General features: G+C 70.4%; 11 protein-coding genes. 8 read left to right on the top strand and 3 right to left on the bottom strand.

Features of this window, described 5'->3' with window-relative positions:
• Positions 1-162: 162 nt before the first annotated feature.
• The gene (locus AC07AB_RS04225) at positions 163-2,163 is read right to left on the bottom strand and encodes an ATP-binding SpoIIE family protein phosphatase (RefSeq protein ID WP_478559636.1); all 2,001 of its coding nucleotides are present in this window, start codon (positions 2,161-2,163) and stop codon (positions 163-165) included.
• A gap of 247 nt (positions 2,164-2,410) precedes the next feature.
• The gene (locus AC07AB_RS04220) at positions 2,411-3,706 is read right to left on the bottom strand and encodes an NAD(P)/FAD-dependent oxidoreductase (protein ID WP_478559750.1); all 1,296 of its coding nucleotides are present in this window, start codon (positions 3,704-3,706) and stop codon (positions 2,411-2,413) included.
• A 475-nt stretch (positions 3,707-4,181) separates the two neighbouring features.
• Here AC07AB_RS04220 and AC07AB_RS04215 point away from each other — a divergent pair, with 475 nt between their 5' ends.
• Both AC07AB_RS04215 and AC07AB_RS04210 read left to right on the top strand, forming a co-directional pair.
• The gene (locus AC07AB_RS04215; RefSeq protein ID WP_478559633.1) at positions 4,182-4,946 is read left to right on the top strand and encodes a TetR/AcrR family transcriptional regulator; all 765 of its coding nucleotides are present in this window, start codon (positions 4,182-4,184) and stop codon (positions 4,944-4,946) included.
• Positions 4,947-5,413: 467 nt separating this feature from the next.
• A complete protein-coding gene (locus AC07AB_RS04210; RefSeq protein ID WP_478559630.1) occupies positions 5,414-7,396 on the top strand; it encodes a sigma-70 family RNA polymerase sigma factor in 1,983 nt (660 codons plus the stop codon).
• An 82-nt stretch (positions 7,397-7,478) separates the two neighbouring features.
• Here AC07AB_RS04210 and AC07AB_RS04205 read toward each other — a convergent pair whose 3' ends face one another.
• Complete coding sequence (locus AC07AB_RS04205) at positions 7,479-9,596, bottom strand: asparagine synthase-related protein (protein WP_478559627.1); 2,118 nt, start codon at positions 9,594-9,596, stop codon at positions 7,479-7,481.
• Between the two features lie 1,044 nt (positions 9,597-10,640).
• Between AC07AB_RS04205 and AC07AB_RS04200 the strand changes: the two genes are divergently transcribed.
• The 6 genes from AC07AB_RS04200 (at position 10,641) to AC07AB_RS04175 (ending at position 20,447) form a co-directional block, all read left to right on the top strand.
• Positions 10,641-12,086: an MFS transporter gene (locus tag AC07AB_RS04200; RefSeq protein ID WP_478559624.1), complete on the top strand. Its 1,446-nt coding sequence runs from the start codon at positions 10,641-10,643 to the stop codon at positions 12,084-12,086.
• Between the two features lie 286 nt (positions 12,087-12,372).
• Positions 12,373-13,587, top strand: coding sequence for an L-2-hydroxyglutarate oxidase (gene lhgO, locus AC07AB_RS04195; protein WP_478559621.1), 1,215 nt, complete (start codon positions 12,373-12,375; stop codon positions 13,585-13,587).
• Between the two features lie 244 nt (positions 13,588-13,831).
• Positions 13,832-14,647: a tRNA (guanosine(46)-N7)-methyltransferase TrmB gene (trmB, locus tag AC07AB_RS04190; RefSeq protein WP_478559618.1), complete on the top strand. Its 816-nt coding sequence runs from the start codon at positions 13,832-13,834 to the stop codon at positions 14,645-14,647.
• A 67-nt stretch (positions 14,648-14,714) separates the two neighbouring features.
• Positions 14,715-16,160, top strand: a complete 1,446-nt coding sequence (locus tag AC07AB_RS04185; RefSeq protein WP_478559615.1) for a PrsW family intramembrane metalloprotease — start codon at positions 14,715-14,717, stop codon at positions 16,158-16,160.
• A 142-nt stretch (positions 16,161-16,302) separates the two neighbouring features.
• Entirely contained in the window at positions 16,303-17,199 is an 897-nt protein-coding gene (locus AC07AB_RS04180; RefSeq protein WP_478559612.1) for an SRA domain-containing endonuclease, read from the top strand.
• Positions 17,200-17,306: 107 nt separating this feature from the next.
• On the top strand, positions 17,307-20,447 hold the full coding sequence (locus AC07AB_RS04175) for a DEAD/DEAH box helicase (protein WP_478559609.1): 3,141 nt from the start codon (positions 17,307-17,309) through the stop codon (positions 20,445-20,447).
• Position 20,448 lies beyond the last annotated feature (1 nt).

The raw sequence follows: 20,448 nt of genomic DNA, 5'->3' as shown, positions 1-20,448 counted from the left end.
AAGAGACGCAGTCCTGGGATTCGCAGGATATCTTCCCCCCCCCCCCCCCCCCCCCCCCCCCACCCCCCTCCCCCCCCCCCCCCCCCTCCTCACCCCCCCCCCCCCCCCCCCCCCCCACGGCTGTGTGCTCGTACGCCCGTACACAGAACCGTCCGGTCCCGGTCATCCCATGGGGAGGGCGAATTCGCACCAGACGGCTTTCCCGCCGCCCGGAGTGCGGCGCGAGCCCCAGGAGGAGGCGATGGTGGCGATGATCGAGATGCCGCGGCCCGCCTCGTCGGCCGGCTCGGGCTTGCGGCGGCGCGGCAGGTGGTCGTCCCCGTCGGTGACTTCGATTATCAGGCGGCGGTCCGTACGGCGCAGTCTCAGCCGCATGGGCGGGGTGCCGTGCTGGAGGCTGTTGGCGACGAGCTCGCTGGCGGCCAGTACGCCGAGGTCGCGCAGTTCGGTGGGGAAGCGCCAGCTGGCCAGTACGCCCGAGGCGAAGGCGCGGGCGCGGGGGGCCGCCTCGATGCCGCCCAGCAGCTCCAGCGCGGCGTTGTGGAAGAGCTCGGCGTCGTGGCCCGTACGGGCGGGGTGCTGGAGCACGAGTACGGCGACGTCGTCGTCGTGTTCCGCGGTGACGCCGAGGGCGCGGATGAGCCGGTCGCACATGACCTGCGGCGAACCGGTGGCACCGGCGAAGGCGCGCTCCAGGGAGGCGACGCCGGTGTCGATGTCCTCGTCGCGGCGCTCCACCAGGCCGTCTGTATAGAGGACGGCGCTGGAGCCGGGGCCGAGCGGTACGGAGCCGGAGGTGTGCAGCCAGCCGCCGGTGCCGAGCGGCGGGCCGGTGGGCTCGGCCGCGCGGCGCACGGAGCCGTCGGGGTCGCGGACGAGGATGGGCAGGTGGCCGGCGGAGGCGTAGACGAGGCGGCCCTCGTTGGGGTCGTGGACGGCGTAGACGCAGGTGGCGATCTGGCTGGCGTCGATCTCGGCGGCGAGGCCGTCGAGGAGCTGGAGGACCTCGTGCGGTGGGAGGTCGAGGCGGGCATAGGCCCGTACGGCCGTACGGAGCTGGCCCATGACGGCGGCGGCGCGCACTCCGCGGCCCATGACATCGCCGATGACCAGGGCGGTACGGCCGGCGCCGAGGGTGATGACGTCGTACCAGTCGCCGCCTACGGCGGCGTCGGTGCCGCCGGGCTGGTAGGTGGCGGCGACGCGCAGGTCGTCGGGTTGTTCCAGTTCCTGGGGCAGCAGGCTGCGCTGGAGCGTGACGGCGGCCTCGCGCTGGCGGCGCTCGCTGGCGCGCAGCCGCTCGGCGGATTCGATCTGGTCGGTGACGTCGGCGGCGAAGACGAGCACCCCTTGATAGGGCTCGCGCGGGCCGTGCGCCTCACTCGCCCCGTGCGACCCGTTGGGCTCGTGCGACGCCCCGTTGGATTCGTGCGATCCGTTGGATTCGTGCGCACCGATCGCATCGCGCGCGTCACCTGCCTCGTCCTCCCCGCGCGCCCCATCCGCCCCACAGTGCTCACAGGGCAAGGCGCCATCGCCGACCGCAGGGTTGGGCGGGCGCGCGGCGGCCGGGGCGGCTCCGTGGGCGGCGCCGACCTCGATCGGGGTGCAGGTGAAGGTGTAGTAGCCGTGGCGCGGCGGGTCGCCGCCCTCGGCGGTGACCCGGCGGGACTTGACCGTGCGCGGCTTGCCGCTGCGCAGGACCTGGTCCATGAGGGGCAGCAGCCCGAGCGCTTCGAGCTCCGGGAGGGCCGTGCGGGCGGGGGCGCCGGGGGCGCGGTGGCCGAAGAACGCGGAGTAGGCGTCGTTGACGTACGCGACGCGGTGCTCGGGGCCGTAGACGACGGCGACGAGGGCGGGGACCTGGCCGAGGACCTCGTGGACGGAGAGCCCGTCGAGGGTGGGGACGGGGCCTTCGGTCTCCGGCGCGTCGGTGGTCACGGCGGCGGTCCGGCGTGTCGCGCCGCCGGCCGCCCTGTCGGCGGCCCTGTCGGCGTCGGACGGGCGGGTCCGTGGCACGGTCTCGGCCCGGGCGGCGGGTACGGAGCCGTTGGCGGCGCTCGCCGCGCTCGGGGTCTGCGACGGTCCCGTACCGCGGTCGGTGCGCGCCGCCGCTCGGCGTTGGGTTCCGGGGAGCCGGGCGCTCCAGCGGGTGAAGTTCACAGAGGATTACCTCGTGGTGTCGTTACTGGGCTGCACACCTGCACGGTGGCCCGGCGGGGGTTGTGGGGGGAGTTCTCCAAGGGAAGGCAGCAAACGTCCGAATCCTCGTGCTTGTCACTATCCTCGCGGTTGTCACTCTTCGCAGGTACGAGCCCACCCATGGTCACACGTCCAGTGTGACCGACCGGACTGACATCCGTCAGACGCCGGCCGTCCGGGAGGAGTTCCCGGCTCCGGCCAGGTGGGTTCAAGTGCCTTCCGGGTGACGCCCCGTGCCCGCGGCGAGTTCGAACTCGGCACGCGGGTTCTCCAGGGAGCCGAGCGAGACGATCTCACGTTTGAAGAGCCCGGCGAGGGACCATTCGGCGAGCACGCGCGCCTTGCGGTTGAAAGTGGGGACCCGGCTGAGGTGGTAGACGCGGTGCATGAGCCAGGCGGGGTAGCCCTTGAGCCGCCGCCCGTAGATGTGCGCCACGCCCTTGTGCAGGCCGAGGGAGGCCACGGAACCGACGTATTTGTGCCTGTAGTCGCGGAGGGGCTCGTCCCGTAGGGACGAGATGAGGTTCTCCGCGAGGACTCCGGCCTGGCGTACGGCGTGTTGGGCGTTGGGCGCGCACTCCTTGCCGGGCTCGTCGGCCGTCACGTCCGGGACGGCGGCGGCGTCCCCCGCCGCCCAGGCGTGCTCGGCGCCCGCCACCTGGAGCGCCGCGGTGCAGACGAGCCGGCCGCGGCCGTCGAGCGGCAGGTCGGTGGCGGCGAGGACGGGGTACGGTTTGACGCCGGCGGTCCATACGACCGTACGCGTGGGGAAGCGCGAGCCGTCGCTGAGCACGGCGACCCGGCCTTCGCAGGAGTCGAGGCGGGTGTCGAGCCGCACGTCGATGTTGCGGCCGCGCAGTTCCCGTACGGCGTACTGGCCCATCTCAGCGCCGACTTCGGGGAGGATGCGGCCGGTGGCCTCGACGAGGATGAACCTCACGTCGTCGGGCTGGATGTTGTGGTAGTAGCGGGCGGCGTAGCGCGCCATGTCCTCCAGCTCGGCGAGCGCTTCGACGCCCGCGTAGCCGCCGCCGACGAAGACGAAGGTCAGGGCCGCGTCGCGGACTTCGGGGTCGCGGGTGGAGGACGCGATGTCGAGCTGTCCGAGTACGTGATTGCGCAGGCCGATGGCCTCTTCGACGGTCTTGAACCCGATGCCGAATTCGGCCAGGCCCGGGATCGGGAGGGTGCGCGATACGGAGCCGGGGGCGAGGACCAGTTCGTCGTAGCGGAGTTCGACGGCGCCGGTGCCCTCCTCGTCGGTGGCGAGGGTCTTGACGGTCGCGACGCGTTTCGCGTGGTCGATGGCGGTGGCCTCGCCGACGACGACCCGGCACCCGGGCAGGGTGCGGCGCAGCGGGACGACGACGTGGCGCGGGGAGATGGAGCCGGCCGCGGCCTCGGGAAGGAAGGGCTGGTACGTCATGTACGGCTCCGGGCTCACCACGGTGACCTGCGCCTCGTCCGCTTTCAACTTCCGCTGGAGGCGGAGTGCCGTGTACATCCCTACGTAGCCGCCGCCGACAATGAGAATGCGCGCCGGTTCCTTCACAGAGGATCTCCTCGCGATGTCGCCCAGCCCGAGGGGGTGCCCGGCAGGGGGCCCGGCGCGGCTCGGCCGCTATCGGATGCTGTGACCCCGGGAAAGCACAGCACCCTCCCATGACGCACTGGCAACAAGAATTTGTCCACAGGCCCAGCGAAATGTGTGACCGGTGGCGGAGGGGCGCGCTCCGGTGTGCGGCCGCCGCCCTGCGGGGAAAGCCCGCAGGTCAGCAGCGGGCCGTGGGGTGGTTGATGTGCGGAGAATCCGGACTGATCGGTTCGGTGTTCCGATCGTGGGGCGGTCCGTGCGGAACTCCCCCTTCTTTCTTGACGCGGGCTCAACTATGTTCGTACCTGGTCGGGGTGGTGAGTCATGTCCCGGCAGTCAGGGCGGGGAGTCTCCGGGGGGAGACGTCATAACCGGGGGAATGCTTATGCACATTCATGGATCTCATTGGTCGGCTGCTGTCGCGTCGTCCGACACCAATGGCAGCCGCCACACGCCTTTGCGTGTGGACGCACAGCGCAATCTCGAACACGTACTACGGGCGGCTCGCGAGGTCTTCGGCGAGCTCGGGTACGGGGCGCCGATGGAAGACGTGGCGCGCCGGGCCCGGGTGGGCGTCGGGACCGTGTACCGCAGGTTCCCGAGCAAGGACGTGCTGGTCCGGCGGATAGCCGAGGAGGAGACCGCGCGCCTGACCGAGCAGGCGCGGGCCGCGTTGGGGCAGGAGGACGAGCCGTGGTCGGCGCTGTCCCGGTTCCTGCGCACGTCGGTGGCGTCGGGCGCCGGGCGGCTGCTGCCGCCGCAGGTGCTGCGGGTCGGCGTCGACGTGGACTCCGAGGCCGCGGCCGAGGAGGCCAGGGCGGCGCACTCGATCGAGGCGCGGGTGCCGCAGCAGCGGCAGCCGGGCTCTTCGATCAACCAGCTGCACGAACTGCGGCTCGTCGAGACGCGTCCGGTCGCCGTCGAGGAACAGGACGACGCGGGAGCGGCGGCGCTGCTGGAGGTCGTGGGCCAGCTGGTGGACCGGGCCCGGGCCGCGGGTGAGCTGCGCACGGACGTGACGGTCGCGGACGTACTGCTGGTGATCGCCACGGCAGCGCCTTCGCTGCCCGACGCGGCGCAGCAGGCGGCGGCGTCGGCACGGCTGCTGGACATCCTGCTGGAAGGTCTGCGGTCGCGGCCCGTGGGGTAGCGCTCGCGCCGAGTACGTCCGATGAGCCTTCCCCGAATGGGTGATGGTTACCGCTCCGGTGTGTGAGAACACCCCGGACGAGTGGTTGCCTTCCCGGACGGGGTTGCGGTGACCGACCGTATGGCACGCTTGCCCGGTATTCGGGAGCGACGGCATGTACGGGGGCCTCCGCGATGGGTGTTGACGGGCGGAATGAGCCGCGCGGGAGCGGGGAGCCGGGCGCACGCCCGGTCCCCCAAGTGCCGAGCCAGGGAGGCCCGTTCACGGGTGGCCCGAGCGGTTCGGACACTCCCGGCGGCTCAGGCGCGCCTGGTGGCCCGGGCGCGGATGACGGTTCGGATGCGGCCGGCGGTTCGGGGTCGGTCAGTGGTTCGGGATCAGCCGGCGGTTCGGGGTCGTCCGGTGGCTCTGGCGGTTCCGGTGCGCCCGAGGGCGCGGCGGAGGGTCCCGTCAACACCGAGCCGAGCGTGCCGCAGCAGCGGAGCGGCGGCGGCTCCATCGGAGGAACTCCCGGCGGTGCTTCCGGCGGCGCTTCCGGCAGCGGTGGCACAGGCGGCGGTACGGACCGCGGAACCACGGGCGGCAGCGCTGCGGCCGGCGGTGGCACAGGCCGTGGTTCTACGGACGACGGCGGCACGGGCCGCAGTGGCGCGGCAGGCGGTGGCATCAGCGGTGGCGCGGGCGGCGACGGCTCGGAAGCGCCGCCGTCGGACACCGAGTTGGTGGCCCGTATGCGGGGCGGCGCGTTGGACGCGGACGCCGCGCACGCCAACGCGGCGTACGAGGAGTTGTACCGGCGGCACGCCGACGCGGTCCGCCGGTACGCCCGCAGTTGCTGCCGGGACGACCACACCGCGGAGGATCTGACCAACGAGGTCTTCGCGCGGACGCTCCAGGCCGTGCAGCGCGGCGCGGGACCGGACTCGGCGGTGCGCGCGTACCTGCTCACCACGGTGCGCCGGGTCGCCGCGGCATGGGGCAGAACCGCCAAGCGCGAGCAACTGGTCGAGGACTTCGCGGTGTTCGCGTCGTCCGCGGCCGGCGCCGCGGCCTCGGACGAGGAGACGCTCGACCTGGGCGCGGACGTACGGGCCATGCAGGAGGCCGAGGCGTCCCTGGCCGTGCAGGCGTTCCGCAGCCTGCCGCCGCGCTGGCAGACCGTGCTGTGGCACACCACGGTCGAGGAGGAGTCGCCCAGCGAGGTCGCGCCGCTGCTCGGGCTGACGGCCAACGCGACGGCGGTGCTGGCGCACCGGGCGCGCGAGGGCCTCAAACAGGCGTACCTCCAGGCGCATGTGAACACGTCCCTGACGTCGGGCGGCGACTGCGCCCGGTACGCGGACCGGCTCGGCGCGTACGCGCGCGGTGGGCTGCGGATGCGGGCGGAGCGGGGGCTGCGCAAGCACTTGGAGGACTGCGCGAAGTGCCGCACCGCCGCCCTGGAGGTCGCGGACGTCAACGAGCGGATCCGGCTGCTGCTGCCGGTCGCGGTCATCGGGTGGTTCGCCGCCGGGTACACGATCAAGGCCGCCGCCGGAGCCGCCGTGGGGCTGGCGAGCGCCGGTGCCGCCGCGGGCGCGGGAGCCGCGGCCGCCGCCTCCGGAAGCGGCGCGGCAGGGGGCGCGGCAGGCAGCGCCGCAGGGGGCGCCGCCGCGAGCGAGGGGCTCGGCGCGCCCGCGAAGGTCGGCATCGGGGCGGCCGCGGTGGTCGCCGCAGGCGCGGTCCTCGCCTACGCCCTGACCGGCAACCACCCTGAACCACCGAAGAAACCGCAGGCCAAGGCCACTGCGGCACCGGTGGTACCGGCCCCCGAACCGACGCCGCCGCCGAAGCCGCCCGCGCCGAAACCGCCACCGCCGAAGCCTTCGCCGAAGCCCAAGCCGCCCCCGAAGCCGGCACCGGCGAAACCCAAGCCGAAGCCGCCCGCGCCGAAACCGACGCCGCCCAAACCCTCGCCGAAGCCCAAGCCGCCGCCCCCGAAGCCGACGCCCGAGCCCACTCCCCCGGCGCCCGTACCCGCCGCCTTCCAGCTCAACACGTTGCGGTACGCGGGGATGGGCGACGGCACGAAACCGGAGGTGCGGCCCGGCGCGAGCAGCTGGCTGTGGCAGCGCTGGGGGCTGCACATCGACGACACGTCGTACGGACACGGGGTATCGGTGCACGCCCCCTCGTCGGTGACCATCGACCTCAACCGCCCCTGCTCGTCGTACGACGCGGTGGCCGGTGTGGACGACATGACGATGGGCCTGGGCGAGGTCCGGTTCTCGGTGTTCGGGGACGCGGCGCGGCTGTGGCGGTCGCGAGTGGTGCGCGGCGGAGATCCGGCGGTGCCGGTGCATGTGCCGTTGACGGGCCGCAAGACGGTACGGCTGGTCGTCGAGTCGACGTCCTCGATGAGCACGGTGGCGGTCGCGGACTGGGCGCAGTCCCGGCTCAACTGCCGTTAGGAGGACGGGCGTACGAGCGCGGTACGGCCCGGCCGCCCCGCGCGTACGCCCCTCGGCCCTCCCCGGCCCGTAGCGGAACCGCTCACACAGTGGGCCGCGGCAGGACCCCGCCCGCGACCGCGCGCTGCCGGGGCGCCTCCGAGCCCGTCCAGCAGCTGCCGCGGCGGGACAGCAGGCGGCGCAGCCACAGTTCCGTGGAGACCAGTTCCGCGAGCCCGTCGAGCGGCAGGGTTTCGCCCTCGGCCGCCGCGCGCAGTGCCTTGCGGACCACCCGCGCCTCGACCAGCCCGGCGTCCGCCAGCAGCGGGGTCTCGAATATCTCCACCAGGCGTCCCACGGACATCCGCAGCCCCGCCCGTACCGCTGCCGCGTGCGAGGCATGGGAGGTGGCGCCCCAGCCAGGCGGCAGTTCGCGGATGCCCGAGCCCGCCAGGACGGCGCGCAGTACGGAGGCGCGCGCCCCTGGTTGCACGCGGAGCGACTCGGGGAGCGCGCGGCAGGCCCGTACGACCTGGTTGTCCAGGAACGGCGCGTGGAGACGCTGGCTGCGCACCTCCGCGGCCTGCTCGAAGATGCGGTGGTCGGCGGCGTGCCGGGCCAGCGCGGCGAAGGCGCGGCGTTCGCCGGGGCGCCGGAGCCCGCCGGGGCGGGCCGCCGCGGCCCCCAGGCGAACCGATACTTCAGCAAGCGCCTCGCCCGTGAGCCAGCGCGCGGCGGGGCCCGGCCTGAACCAGGTGAGGGCGGCCAGGGAGGCGCCCACGGCCCCGGGGCCGGCGGGTTCCAGCTCCGAGCCCGGATGGCCGGCCTCCAACAGCCGTCCCGCCGCGGCCTCAAGCCCGTCCTTGTAGGACGTACGGGCCAGCTTGCGCGCCGCGCGGTAGACGGTGAAGGGGACGAAGAAGGAGTGGGCGTCGGGCCCGTCGGCGCGCGCGAGGGCCGAGACGGGGCGCAGCAGATGACGGCGGCGGCGGTCCATCAGCAGGTCGGCGAGGCGCGCCGGGTGTGCGTCGAGCACCTGGCGGGCGCCGTGGCCGACGAGGTGGTCGGCGCTGCCCGCGGCGAGGCGGCGGCGGTGGCGTTCGGCGGTGACGAGGGAGGGGCCGGGCTCGTCGGTGAGCGGGCCGGACTCCAGGTCGGCGTAGGGGAGGGCCTCTTCGCCCGCGGTGACGACGACGTGGTGCAGCCGCGGGTTGTCGGCAATGGCGCGGGCGCGTTCCAACTCGGCCTGCCGGGAGCGTCCGTTGCCCGTCGCGAGGTCGTTGAAGGTGACGGCGAGCAGCCGCTCGCCCGCTCCGGAGCCGTGGCCGAAGAGCGTGCCGGGGACGCCGGGGAGCCCGGCGGCCAGCAGTGCGAGGGTCGCGGAGGCGCTGCCTCCGGACAGGTCGGCGCCGATGCCGGGCGCGGGCCCGCCGCGCGAGGCGCGCCGGTACGCCGGCCCCATGCCCGGTACGGGGCCGGGGTCGAGGTCGCCGAGGTCGGTCTCCGGCGCGTGCCGAGGTGCGGCCAGCCGTGTCCGTACGGCCTCCACGAGAGCGTCCCGGACACCTGCCACCGCGTCGTCCGCCGCGAGTTGGGGGGCCGCGACGGCGAGCGAGGCCGTTGGCTCATAACCGGTGATGTCGCGCGCGCCGTCCCGCAGTACGAGCGCGTGGCCGGGCGGGACGCGCCGCACCCCGAGGTAGGGCGTGCCGTCGCCGAGCGCCTCCGGGGAGTCGGGGCAGGCGAGCAGCGCCGCGAGGTGGCCGATGTCGAGCTGTGCCTCGACGAGGTCGGCCAGCGGCAGTGCCGCGGTGGCGTAGGCGGTGCCGCGGGCCCACTCGGTGTGGAATACGGGGCGCGCTCCCGCCAGGTCGCCGGCGACCGTGATGCGGCGGCCGACCTGTGCGACCGCCGTGTAACTGCCGCTCCACGCGGTCAGGTGCCTCAGCGCGCCCCCGCGCGCCGCGAACAGCCCGACGCGCAGTTCCTCGTCGCTCGCGCCGCAGCAGCCGAGGACGGCGAGGCGGGTGAGGGGATCGGCCTGCACGACGCGGACCTCGTCCGGCCGCCAGTCCCCGACCGCCCACAGCGGGTCGGGGTCGCCCCACAGGAGCTGCGCGCCGACCGGATGCACCGTGGAACCGTCGGCCCCGGCACCTCGCCGGGTAGCACGGGGACCGGTCCCGGAGGCGGCACTGCTCCACCCCACCAACCACCGCATCGCCGCCTCCACAGGGTGTGGACAAGTAACAGGTCGCAGTCATCATGCACAAGAGGCTGACGGTTTCGGCATCGCCCGGGCAGCGTGTTGATCACGCTTTATCGCCCAACTCGGCCTCAAATGGGGCGAAATGCCGCACCGCCATGGACCGTGCTGGGTCCATGCTGCCATGAGTGGGGCGCGCGAGCGGCGCACCGGAGGCGCGTATGAGGCGTGCGCGGGATGGCGATGCGCTGGGCGCGTGGGTGCGCGACGGGTGGCGACGGGGGCTACAGGAGTGAGGGGCGCGCGGCGGAAGCGGGGAACGAGGCGTACGGAGACGCGGCGGGGGCGGACCGGGAGGGGCGGGGGCACGCCGGAAAGGGCGCAGGGCCACCAAGAAGGTAAAAGGTAATAGGCAGGCCGGAAGGGGCACCGGTCGGGCCGCAGGAAAGGCCCGTAGGCCGAAAAAGGCGCATACGTGCGGAGGATGCGTGCGGGCGTGCGCGAGGAAGGGGCGACCGAACCGTCGTGCACCGGACTGCCGCGCACCGGTTCCGACCCATTGGACCGTCGCGCACCAAGCCGTTGCCCGCCGGGCCGCCCCCTCCCCGGCCCGGGCGGGAGTTCGGCTCATATGTGCACGCCGGCCACAACGGCATGCACCTTATTCAGCCAAACTCGGCCGCGCCCCACTTGGGCGCGTGCGTCCCCGATGCCCGGACCGCGATGTCACAGTCCGGGAGGCGGGCTCCGCCCCCCGGACCGCTCCGCCGCCCGCGGGGAATGAGGCGGCGGTGTCCCCCAGCCCACTCGATCCAGTACAGCGGGCCGACCCACGCATCTCCCATGGAAGCGCTCCCGTGATGGCGCAGGCAGAGGCGCACGGTAGGCGCACGGCCACACACAGGCGGAGCACATGCCCCTCGATGCACGTGCATGCGGACCAGAATCTCGCCATCCGGGTCTGCACCTCTTAACGGTCGGGATCCAGGGAACTACGCTGGGTTTACGAATGCCTCGCGCCTATGCCGGGGCGGCCGTCAGTGCTGGCGAGGGGTGCGCATGTCCAGGGAGCTACGCGGGCCGAATGAGAAGCTCGGGACCGTACTCGCCCTCGCGGGGATCAGCAACGCCGGTCTCGCGCGCAGGGTCAACGACCTCGGCGCGCAGCGCGGACTGACGCTTCGCTACGACAAGACGTCGGTCGCGCGGTGGGTGTCCAAGGGCATGGTGCCCCAGGGGGCCGCGCCCCATCTGATCGCCGCCGCGATCGGCAGCAAACTCGGCCGGCCGGTGCCGCTGCACGAGATCGGCCTCGCCGACGCGGACCCCGCGCCCGAGGTCGGTCTCGCCTTCCCGCGCGACGTGGGCCAGGCCGTACGGGCCGCCACGGACCTCTACCGGCTGGATCTGGCCGGTCGGCGCGGAGGCGGCGGCATCTGGCAGAGCCTGGCCGGTTCCTTCTCCGTCAGTGCGTACGCCACCCCGGCGTCCCGCTGGCTGATAACCCCGGCCGACGGCTCCGTGGCGCGCGAGCTGCACCAGGCCGCCAAGGAGGTGGACGCGGGCGGCGGCTCGGACGGCTTACCCCAGCGGGTGGGCCACTCCGACGTGACCAAACTGCGCGAGGCGGCGGACGACGCGCGCCGCTGGGACTCCAAGTACGGTGGCGGCGACTGGCGTTCCTCCATGGTCCCCGAGTGCCTGCGGGTCGACGCCGCCCCGCTGCTCCTCGGCTCGTACAGCGACGACGTGGGGCGCTCGCTCTTCGGCGCCACCTCCGAACTGACCCGGCTCGCCGGCTGGATGGCCTTCGACACCGGCCAGCAGGAGGCCGCCCAGCGCTACTACATCCAGGCGCTGCGGCTCGCGCGGGCGGCGGCGGACGTGCCGCTCGGGGGGTACGTACTGGCGTCGATGAGCCTCCAGGCGACGTACCGGGGGTTCGCGGACGAGGGCGTCGACCTCGCGCAGGCCGCCTTGGAGCGCAACCGCGGCCTCGCCACGGCGCGCACCATGAGCTTCTTCCGCCTCGTCGAGGCGCGCGCCCACGCCAAGGCGAACGACGGGCCCGCCTGCGGCACGGCGCTGAAGGCCGCCGAGGGGTGGCTGGAGCGGGCGCGGCAGGGCGACGGGGACCCGTCCTGGCTCGACTTCTACTCCCATGAGCGGTTCGCCGCCGACGCCGCGGAGTGCTACCGCGATCTGAAGATGCCGCGGCAGGTGCAGCGCTTCACCGAGCAGGCGCTGTCCAGGCCGACGGAGGAGTTCGTCCGCTCGCACGGGCTGCGCCTGGTGGTTTCGGCCGTCGCCGAGCTGGAGTCGGGCAATCTGGACGCGGCGTGCGCGGCCGGGACGCGGGCGGTGGAGGTGGCGGGGCGGATCTCGTCGGCCCGTACGACGGAGTACGTGCGCGACCTGCTGCACCGGCTGGAGCCGTACGGGGACGAGCCGCGCGTCGTCGAGCTGCGGGAGCGGGCGCGGCCGCTGCTGGTCACGCCGGCGTGAGTGGGGCGGGCCGTGCGGGGCTCTGCCGGGCGGGGGCCCGGGGGCCGTCGATGTGATCCCGGGCGGCCGGGGCAGGGCCGATGGCGGCAGCCGGGGCAGGACCGGCGATGGCGGGCCGGGGGCTGGGCCAGACGGTGGCGGCCGGGGGCACGGCCGGCGGTGGTGGCCCGAACCCGGGCGGCTCTTGGATTTCACCCCGTTGTCAGTGGCACGCGCCATGATGGGGAACGTTGGGAGAGAGGGGCCGGTGCGGCGCCTCGGGGGACGCGCGGCGGGAGGTGACGTGGTGGCGGCGTACGAGTGCGATGTGCTGGTGATCGGCGGGGGGATCGTCGGCCTGTCGACGGCGTACGCGATCACCCGCGCCGCGCCCGGGACCCGCGTCGTCGTGCTGGAGAAGGAGCCCGGCCCGGCCCGCCATCAGACCGGCCGCAACAGCGGCGTGATCCACAGCGGCATCTATTACCGGCCGGGGTCGCTGAAGGCGCGGTTCGCGATGCAGGGCGCGGCGGAGATGATCAAGTTCTGCGTCGAGCACGGCATCGCGCACGAGGTCACGGGCAAGCTGATCGTCGCGACGGAGCGGGCGGAGCTGCCGCGGCTGCACGCGCTGGTCCAGCGCGGCCGGGAGAACGGCATCCCGGTGCGGGAGCTGGGCCCCGCGCAGATAGCCGAGTTCGAGCCCCGGGTGCGCGGCCTCGCGGCGATCCACGTCGGGACGACCGGCGTGTGCGACTACGGCTCGGTGGCGCGGCGGCTGGCGGATCTGGCGGCGGACGCCGGGGCGTCGGTTCGCTACGGGGCGGAGGTCCGGACGATCGGCCGGCGCGGGTCGGCGGTCGCGGTCCGCACGGCGGCCGGCGATGTCGTACGGGCGCGTGCCCTGGTCAACTGCGCGGGGCTGGGCTGCGACCGCGTCGCCCGGCTGGCGGGCGACGACCCGGGCATGCGGATCGTGCCGTTCCGCGGGGAGTACTTCGACCTGTCCCCGGCCCGTACGGACCTGGTGCGCGGCCTGGTGTACCCGGTGCCCGACCCGGCCTTCCCGTTCCTGGGCGTCCATCTCACCCGAGGCGTGGGCGGCGGCGTCCACGTCGGACCCAATGCCGTCCCCGCCCTGGCCCGCGAGGGCTACGACTGGCGGACCGTACGGCCGGTGGAGCTCGCCGGGACGCTGGCGTACCCGGGCGCGTGGCGAATAGCGCGCCGCCACTGGCGCTATGGAGTGGGCGAGCTGCGCCGCTCCCTGTCCAAGCGGGCCTTCACGGAGACGGTGCGCCGGCTGCTGCCGGAGGTGGCCGAGGCCGACCTGATACCGGCGGCGGCCGGGGTGCGGGCGCAGGCGGTGCTGCGGGACGGGACGCTCGTGGACGACTTCCTCTTCGCCGAGTCGCCGCGGGTGGTGCATGTGCTGAACGCGCCGTCGCCTGCGGCTACGGCGTCGCTGCCGATCGGCAGGGAGGTGGCGCGGCGGGCGCTGGCAGCGATGGCGGGAGGGTAGGGGGCGCGGGGGACGCGGGGACGGGACACGGACGTGGACGGGACGGGGACGCGGGGACGCGGGGCTTGGACGCCATGGATGCCACGGCTGCCACGGCTGCCACGGCTGCCACGGCTGCCACGGCTGCCACGGCCATAACGTTCACGCACGTGGGACGGGCCCCGGAACCCTGAGCCCCAGGCCGCCCCCTCCGCGGATCCGCACGCGCACCGCCCGCCCCCCGGTTCCGTAGAATCGAGTCATTGTGTCCGAGAACCCCACTGCGAACCCCAGTGCTGCCCCCGCTGCCCCCGCCGCCCTTGAGGCCGACGAGGGGCGCGTCCGCGACCGCCGCGAGCCGATGTTCCCCGACGGCCCCGCGCCGGACCCGGCGGGCTCGCACCATGAGCGCCGTATCCGCTCGTTCCAGCCGCGCCGCAGCCGCGTGACGCCGGGCCAGGGCGACGCGCTGCGCCGCCTGTGGCCGAAGTGGGGGCTGGACATCGACGGGCTGCGCCGGCTGGACCTCGGCGAGCTCTTCGACGATCCGGAGCTGCCGGTGGTTCTGGAGATCGGGTTCGGCATGGGTGAGGCGACGGCGCAGATGGCGGCGGCCGACCCCGGCACCGGCATCCTGGCCTGCGACGTGCACACGCCGGGCCAGGGCAATCTGCTGAGCCTGGCGGAGCGCAACAGCCTGTCCAATGTGCGGGTGGCGAACGGCGACGCGATCATCCTGCTGCGCGAGATGCTCGTGCCGGACGCGCTCGCGGGCATGCGGGTGTACTTCCCGGACCCCTGGCCGAAGAAGCGCCACCACAAGCGGCGGCTGATCCAGCCGGAGTTCCTGGCGCTGGCCGCGACGCGGCTGGCACCGGGCGCGGTGCTGCACTGCGCGACGGACTGGGAGCCGTACGCGGAGCAGATGCTGGAGGTGCTCGACGCGGATCCGCGGTTCGAGAACGTACAGCCCGAGGGCGGTTACGCTCCGCGCCCCGAGTTCCGGCCGCTGACGCGGTTCGAGGGCCAGGGCCTGGACAAGGGGCATGAGGTCCACGACCTGCTGTTCCGTCGCCTCTGAGCGCTGATCGCCTCGTTGTCGGCCATAATCCGACTATCTCCCACTCTCCCCTGGTTAGGGTCTTCGAGTGCCTGAGTCCCCGCCTCCGCGACAGCCGACCGACCACCCCGCCGCGCCTCCGCCCTGGGGGCCGGCCGCGTCCTGGGGCCCGGGGCCGGCGGCGCACTCATCACCGTCGGCCGCTTACCCGGCCCCGCTCCCGATACCGGCGTACGAGCAGCGCCCACAGTTCGCCGCGGTCCCCGCGCCGGGCGGCTGGCGCTACAAGCCGCGCCGGGCGCTGTGGGAGAACAAGGCGCTGCGCGCCACGGCGCTGATCCTGCTGCTCGCCCTGTCCGGCCTGGTGATCCTGGCGCTCGTACGCGAGCAGACCGGCACGGAGGGCTTCGTGGTGGGCCTCGGCCTGGCCGTACTGCCCGTACCGCTGCTCGTGGCGGCGTTCCGCTGGATGGACCGGGTCGAGCCGAAACCCTGGCGCGACCTGGTCTTCGCGTTCACCTGGGGCGCGTGTGCGGCGACCCTTGTCGCGCTGCTGGCCAACGGCTTCGCCACGAAGTGGCTGCTGAGCACCGTAGATGCGTCGCAGCATGCCAACGCGAATACGTGGGGTGCCACGTTTGTCGCGCCGGTGGTCGAAGAGTCGGCGAAGGCCGCGGCCGTGCTGCTGCTGTTCCTCTTCCGCCGCCGGGACTTCAACGGGATCGTCGACGGCGTCGTCATAGCGGGCATCACGGCCACGGGCTTCGCGTTCACCGAGAACATCCTCTACCTCGGCAACGCCTTCGCCTCGGACCAGAACTTCGGCTACTCGGGCATGCAGTCGACCACGATGGCGACGTTCTTCATCCGCGTGCTGATGTCCCCGTTCGCGCACCCGCTCTTCACCTCGATGACGGGCATAGGCTTCGGCATAGCGGCGACGTTCGCTCCGCGGCGCCGCGTCCTGCGCGTGCTGGTACCCCTTGCGGCCCTGCTGACAGCGATGGGCCTGCACGGCGTCTGGAACGGCGCGTCGAGCCTCCCGGGCTTCGGCTTCCTCGCGGTCTACGGCCTCTTCATGGTCCCCGTCTTCGGCGTGCTGACCTGGCTGACCGTCTGGTCCCGCCAGAACGAGCTGCGGACCATACGCACCCACCTCCCCGCCTACCAGGCCGCCGGCTGGCTCACCCCGCCCGAACCGATCGCCCTCTCCTCGATGCGCGCCCGCGGCATAGCCCGCCACCTGGCCCGCCGCACCGGCGGCCCCCAGGCGGCCCGAGCCGTGACGGAGTACATCTCCTTCGCCACGTCCCTGGCCTTCCTCCGCCAACGCGCCTACCGCGGCGCGGCGGGCCCGGACTTCACGGCGAGGGAACAGGAACTCCTCCACCACCTGTGGCAACGCAAGTCGATAGCCCAACCGGCTCTGACGCACGCCACGCCGGCCCCCCTCTACGCGCCTCACTGGCAGCCCCAGTACGCCCCCGGCCCGTACACACCCCTGCCCCACACTCCGCCGAGCGGCCAGCGCTGAGCGGACATCCTGGGGATGTCGGCAGGCTCAGAGCTCAACCGCTCGTCTCACCCCACTAGCCCCATCACATCCACACCTCACAAGAGTACGTTTATACGACTAACGTTTGGGTTGGCCATGATTCTTGGATCTTGGAGGACCCATGTGGGGCATCGAGGTTGGACACCAGCTCAAGCGTGTAGACGTACATGCCGAGTATGGCGGTAGCGGCCAAGGCGGAATCGCTTCGTCACGTACCACGCCTAACGTCATGTTGTTTACCGACCCCGCCAAGGGGCATAAAGTCGGCTACTTCGATGGTTGGGGCGAGGACGGCCGCTATCACTACACCGGCCAGGGACAGGTAGGCGACCAGTCCATGGTCCGAGGTAACCGCGCCATTCTTAACCACGCCCAAGATGGTCGCGCCCTCCATCTGTTCGAGTCAGTCGCCCCAGGCGTTGTGGAACACATCGGTGAGTTCGCCCTCGACTCGAACCCTTCCTGGTACTCCACCGACGCACCAGACGCCGATGGTGAAATCCGCAGCGTCATCATGTTCCGGCTCAAACCAACCACCGCCTCACCTTCCCAAGGCGCGCACCTGCCATTTACGCCGGTCGCCACGGAAGTAGTCACGGACGTCGAGATCGAGAAGCAGCACACCGAGGGCATGGTCGTCAGCCCCAATGGGAAGGAGTACGAAGCAGAACGACGCGAAGGGCCCCTAGTAACCGAATACTGCAACTACTTGAACGGGCAGGGGCACACGGTCCATCGCAAGATGATCCGCCCCGAGGGTGAACTCAAGCCTCTCTTCACCGATGTGTTCGATGCCACGGAAAACCTCTTGATAGAGGCAAAGGGCACCGTTACTCGTGAGGCAGTCCGCATGGCTATCGGTCAGCTTTACGACTACCGGCGGTTCATCGCCCCTGAGCCTTCCCTAGCTGTACTCCTGCCTTCACGCCCTCGACATGACCTCATCAACCTCTGCCATGCAGCTGGTGTGACGGTCATTTGGCGAGACGGAACCCAGTTCCCCAAGCTCCCAGCGTAGTGGGGGGCTTGGCGCCCGGAGACAACGATTCTGGCTGGTCCGGCCGCCCTGTCAGTCCTTCTTGATACAACTTGCAGCATCACCACGCCACTTAGGGAGATGCTGCAATGGCCGATGCCTTCGCAGATCGCACGACGCCGGTGCCTGGACTGTACGAGCGTCTGATCACCTCGCGGCTTGAAGATCGGCTCAACGAGTTGAACTCCAGCGGCTGGACGGCCATCGAGCAGAAGATCGGCGAGCACTCCTCGCCGCATGTTCTGGCCCGTCACATCGCAGACACCATGCAACGGCTCTTCGCGACCCTGCAACCGGCCGAGCAGGTCCTCGCAGCCAACCACGTCTTGGAGTCCCTGAGCACGCTGGACGGAGCAAGCCAATGGGTCGACCTCATCATGGATGGTCCACGACAGCTAATCTCTGTCGCCGAGCAGGAAGCCCCAGGGGTCTACACCCTCCGTCCAGCGACTCCTTTGTCCGAATCAGCTCTCATCACAAACTCGCCCGAAGACCCCAACCTGGGATTTGAGTTGCGGGCCGAGCTGGCCACTGCCGATCGCGTGAATCTGCTCTGCGCTTTCGTGAAGTGGCATGGGCTGCGCGTCCTCGAAGAGTCGCTCAAGGCCGCCCACAGCCGTGGCGTACCCATCCGCGTGATCACGACTACGTACATCGGAGCCACAGAACGCCGAGCGCTGGACCGCCTTGTCAATGAGTTCAACGCCGAGGTCAAGGTCAACTACGAGTTGCGATCGACCCGCCTCCACGCGAAAGCATGGCTCTTCCGGAGGAACAGCGGATACGACACGGCCTATGTGGGGAGTTCCAACCTATCCCGAGCTGCTCTCCTCGATGGATTGGAATGGAACGTTCGACTCTCATCCGTCGCCACACCGGCTGTTATGAAGAAGTTCGAAGCTACCTTCGACTCATACTGGAGTGAGGCCGCGTTCGAGTCGTACGACCCTGATGTCGATGCGGCGAGGCTGGACGAGGCTCTAGCACGGGCTGGCGGTCGGCAACAAGGCGACACTCGCGCCATTAGCCTCTCGGGCCTTGAGGTGCGGGCATACCCGCACCAGAAGGACATGCTCGATCGGCTACGCATTGAGCGTGAGCTCCACGGCCGGCATCGGAATCTGCTCGTTGCTGCCACTGGTACGGGCAAAACGGTTATGGCCGCGCTCGACTACAAGGAACTCAAGAACCAGCGCCAGGGGCAGAACCTCAAGCTACTGTTCGTTGCCCATCGCCAGGAGATTCTTAAGCAGTCACTCCGTACATACCAAGAAGTGTTGGTCGACTCGAACTTCGGCGAGCTATTGGTTGGTGGGGAGATTCCATCGAATTGGACCCATGTCTTCGCTAGCGTCCAATCACTCAACGCCCGTTCGCTGGAGCGCTTCGCTCCAGACCACTTTGACGTAGTCGTCATCGACGAATTCCACCATGGGGTTTCCTCAACTTATCGACGCATCATCGACCACTTCACACCCAAAGAGCTGCTTGGCCTGACCGCCACTCCCGAACGCATGGACGGCCGCAACGTCCAAGATGAGTTCTTCAACGGGCACATCGCGGCGGAGATGCGCCTCTGGGAGGCACTAGAAAATGATCTCCTTAGCCCGTTTCATTACTTCGGCGTTGCCGACAGTACAGACCTAGAAGCACTCACTTGGAAACGTGGAGCGTATGACACCAGCGAGCTTGACAGGCTGTTCACCGGCAACCACGCCCGGGCTCGGCTCATCGTCAAAGCGGTACAAGATAAAGTGTCCGACCCTGGCACGATGCGCGCCTTGGGGTTCTGCGTATCCGTGGCACATGCTCACTTCATGGCTGACTTTTTCCGCCAGGCCGGTCTAGGCGCCAAAGCCCTCGACGGCAATTCCCCTACTACCGAACGCTCCAAGGCTCTGGGGGAGTTGCGCGACGGGAAAATTCAGATCCTCTTCTCCGTCGACTTGTTCAATGAAGGGTTGGATATCCCGGATGTAGACACTCTGCTACTCTTGCGCCCCACTTCCAGCGCAACCGTCTTTTTGCAACAACTCGGACGCGGGCTTCGACGCACCCCAAACAAGGCCGTACTTACAGTCCTCGATTTCATCGGCCAGCACCGCAAGGAATTTCGCTTCGAGGAACAGTTCCGGGCACTTACGAACCTAAGTCGAAAACGACTCGTCGACAATGTAGAGCATGACTTCCCATTGCTGCCCTCTGGATGTCAGATCATCCTCGATCGAAAGTCCAAAGAACGCATCCTTGAGAACATCAAGACGCAAATCAACATCAATGTAACCCAGCTCGCACGCGAGGTCGCTTCCTACGCCGAGCCTCAGCTTTCTGTTTTCCTAAGGGAAAGCCAACGAGAACTCAAAGAACTCTACCGCTCCAATAACTCCTGGACCCGTTTGCTGCGGAGAGCAAACGTCCTCACCTCCCAGGCGCCAGATGGCGAAGAGGCATTGCTTAAGCGCATGTCTGCCTTTTTGCACGTCGACGACCCTGAGCGCGTCGCCGCCTACACACTGCTGCTACAGGAAGACGCTCCGGGATATCATTCCCTTGATGCCCGCGGGCAAGCGTACGCTCGCATGCTCTTCTTCTCCCTCTGGCCGCTCGGCGGAGGATATTCCTCCTACGCGGCAGGCTTCAAAGAGCTACACAATCAACCAGAGTTGCGGAACGAACTCAGTCAGATCCTGGCCTACAACCTCGAACGCACAGAGCATTACCCCATTGCTCTACCAATCGAACAAGCCCAAATCCCGCTCACTATCCACGCCGCTTACAGCCGAGAAGAGATTCTGCCCGCCCTCGGCCAGGCTGACATCAACGGGTTCCTACCAGGGCACTTTCGCGAGGGCGTGAAGTGGTGTGAGAAAATCAAGACTGATGCACTCCTCATCACACTTGAAAAAGATGACAAAGATTTCTCACCAGAAACTCGCTACAAAGACTACGCAATGAGCCCAGAACTGTTCCATTGGGAGTCCCAAAACCAGACCTCCAGCACCTCCCCTACCGGGCTCCGCTACCAGCGGCACACACAACAAGGCTCCCATGTACTCTTGTTTGTCCGCCGCTACAAGAAGAACGACATCGGCGGACCACAGCCATGGATGCTTCTTGGCCCCGCTGAGTACGAATCTCACAAAGGCAGCAACCCCATGGGAGTCATCTGGAAACTCCAGAGTGAACTTCCCGCTGATGTCTGGACATACTCGGCCATCGCATCAGGGTGAT

The sequence above is a fragment of the Streptomyces sp. NPDC044033 genome (assembly GCF_056434425.1).
This window is presented reverse-complemented; position numbering and strand designations above follow the sequence as displayed.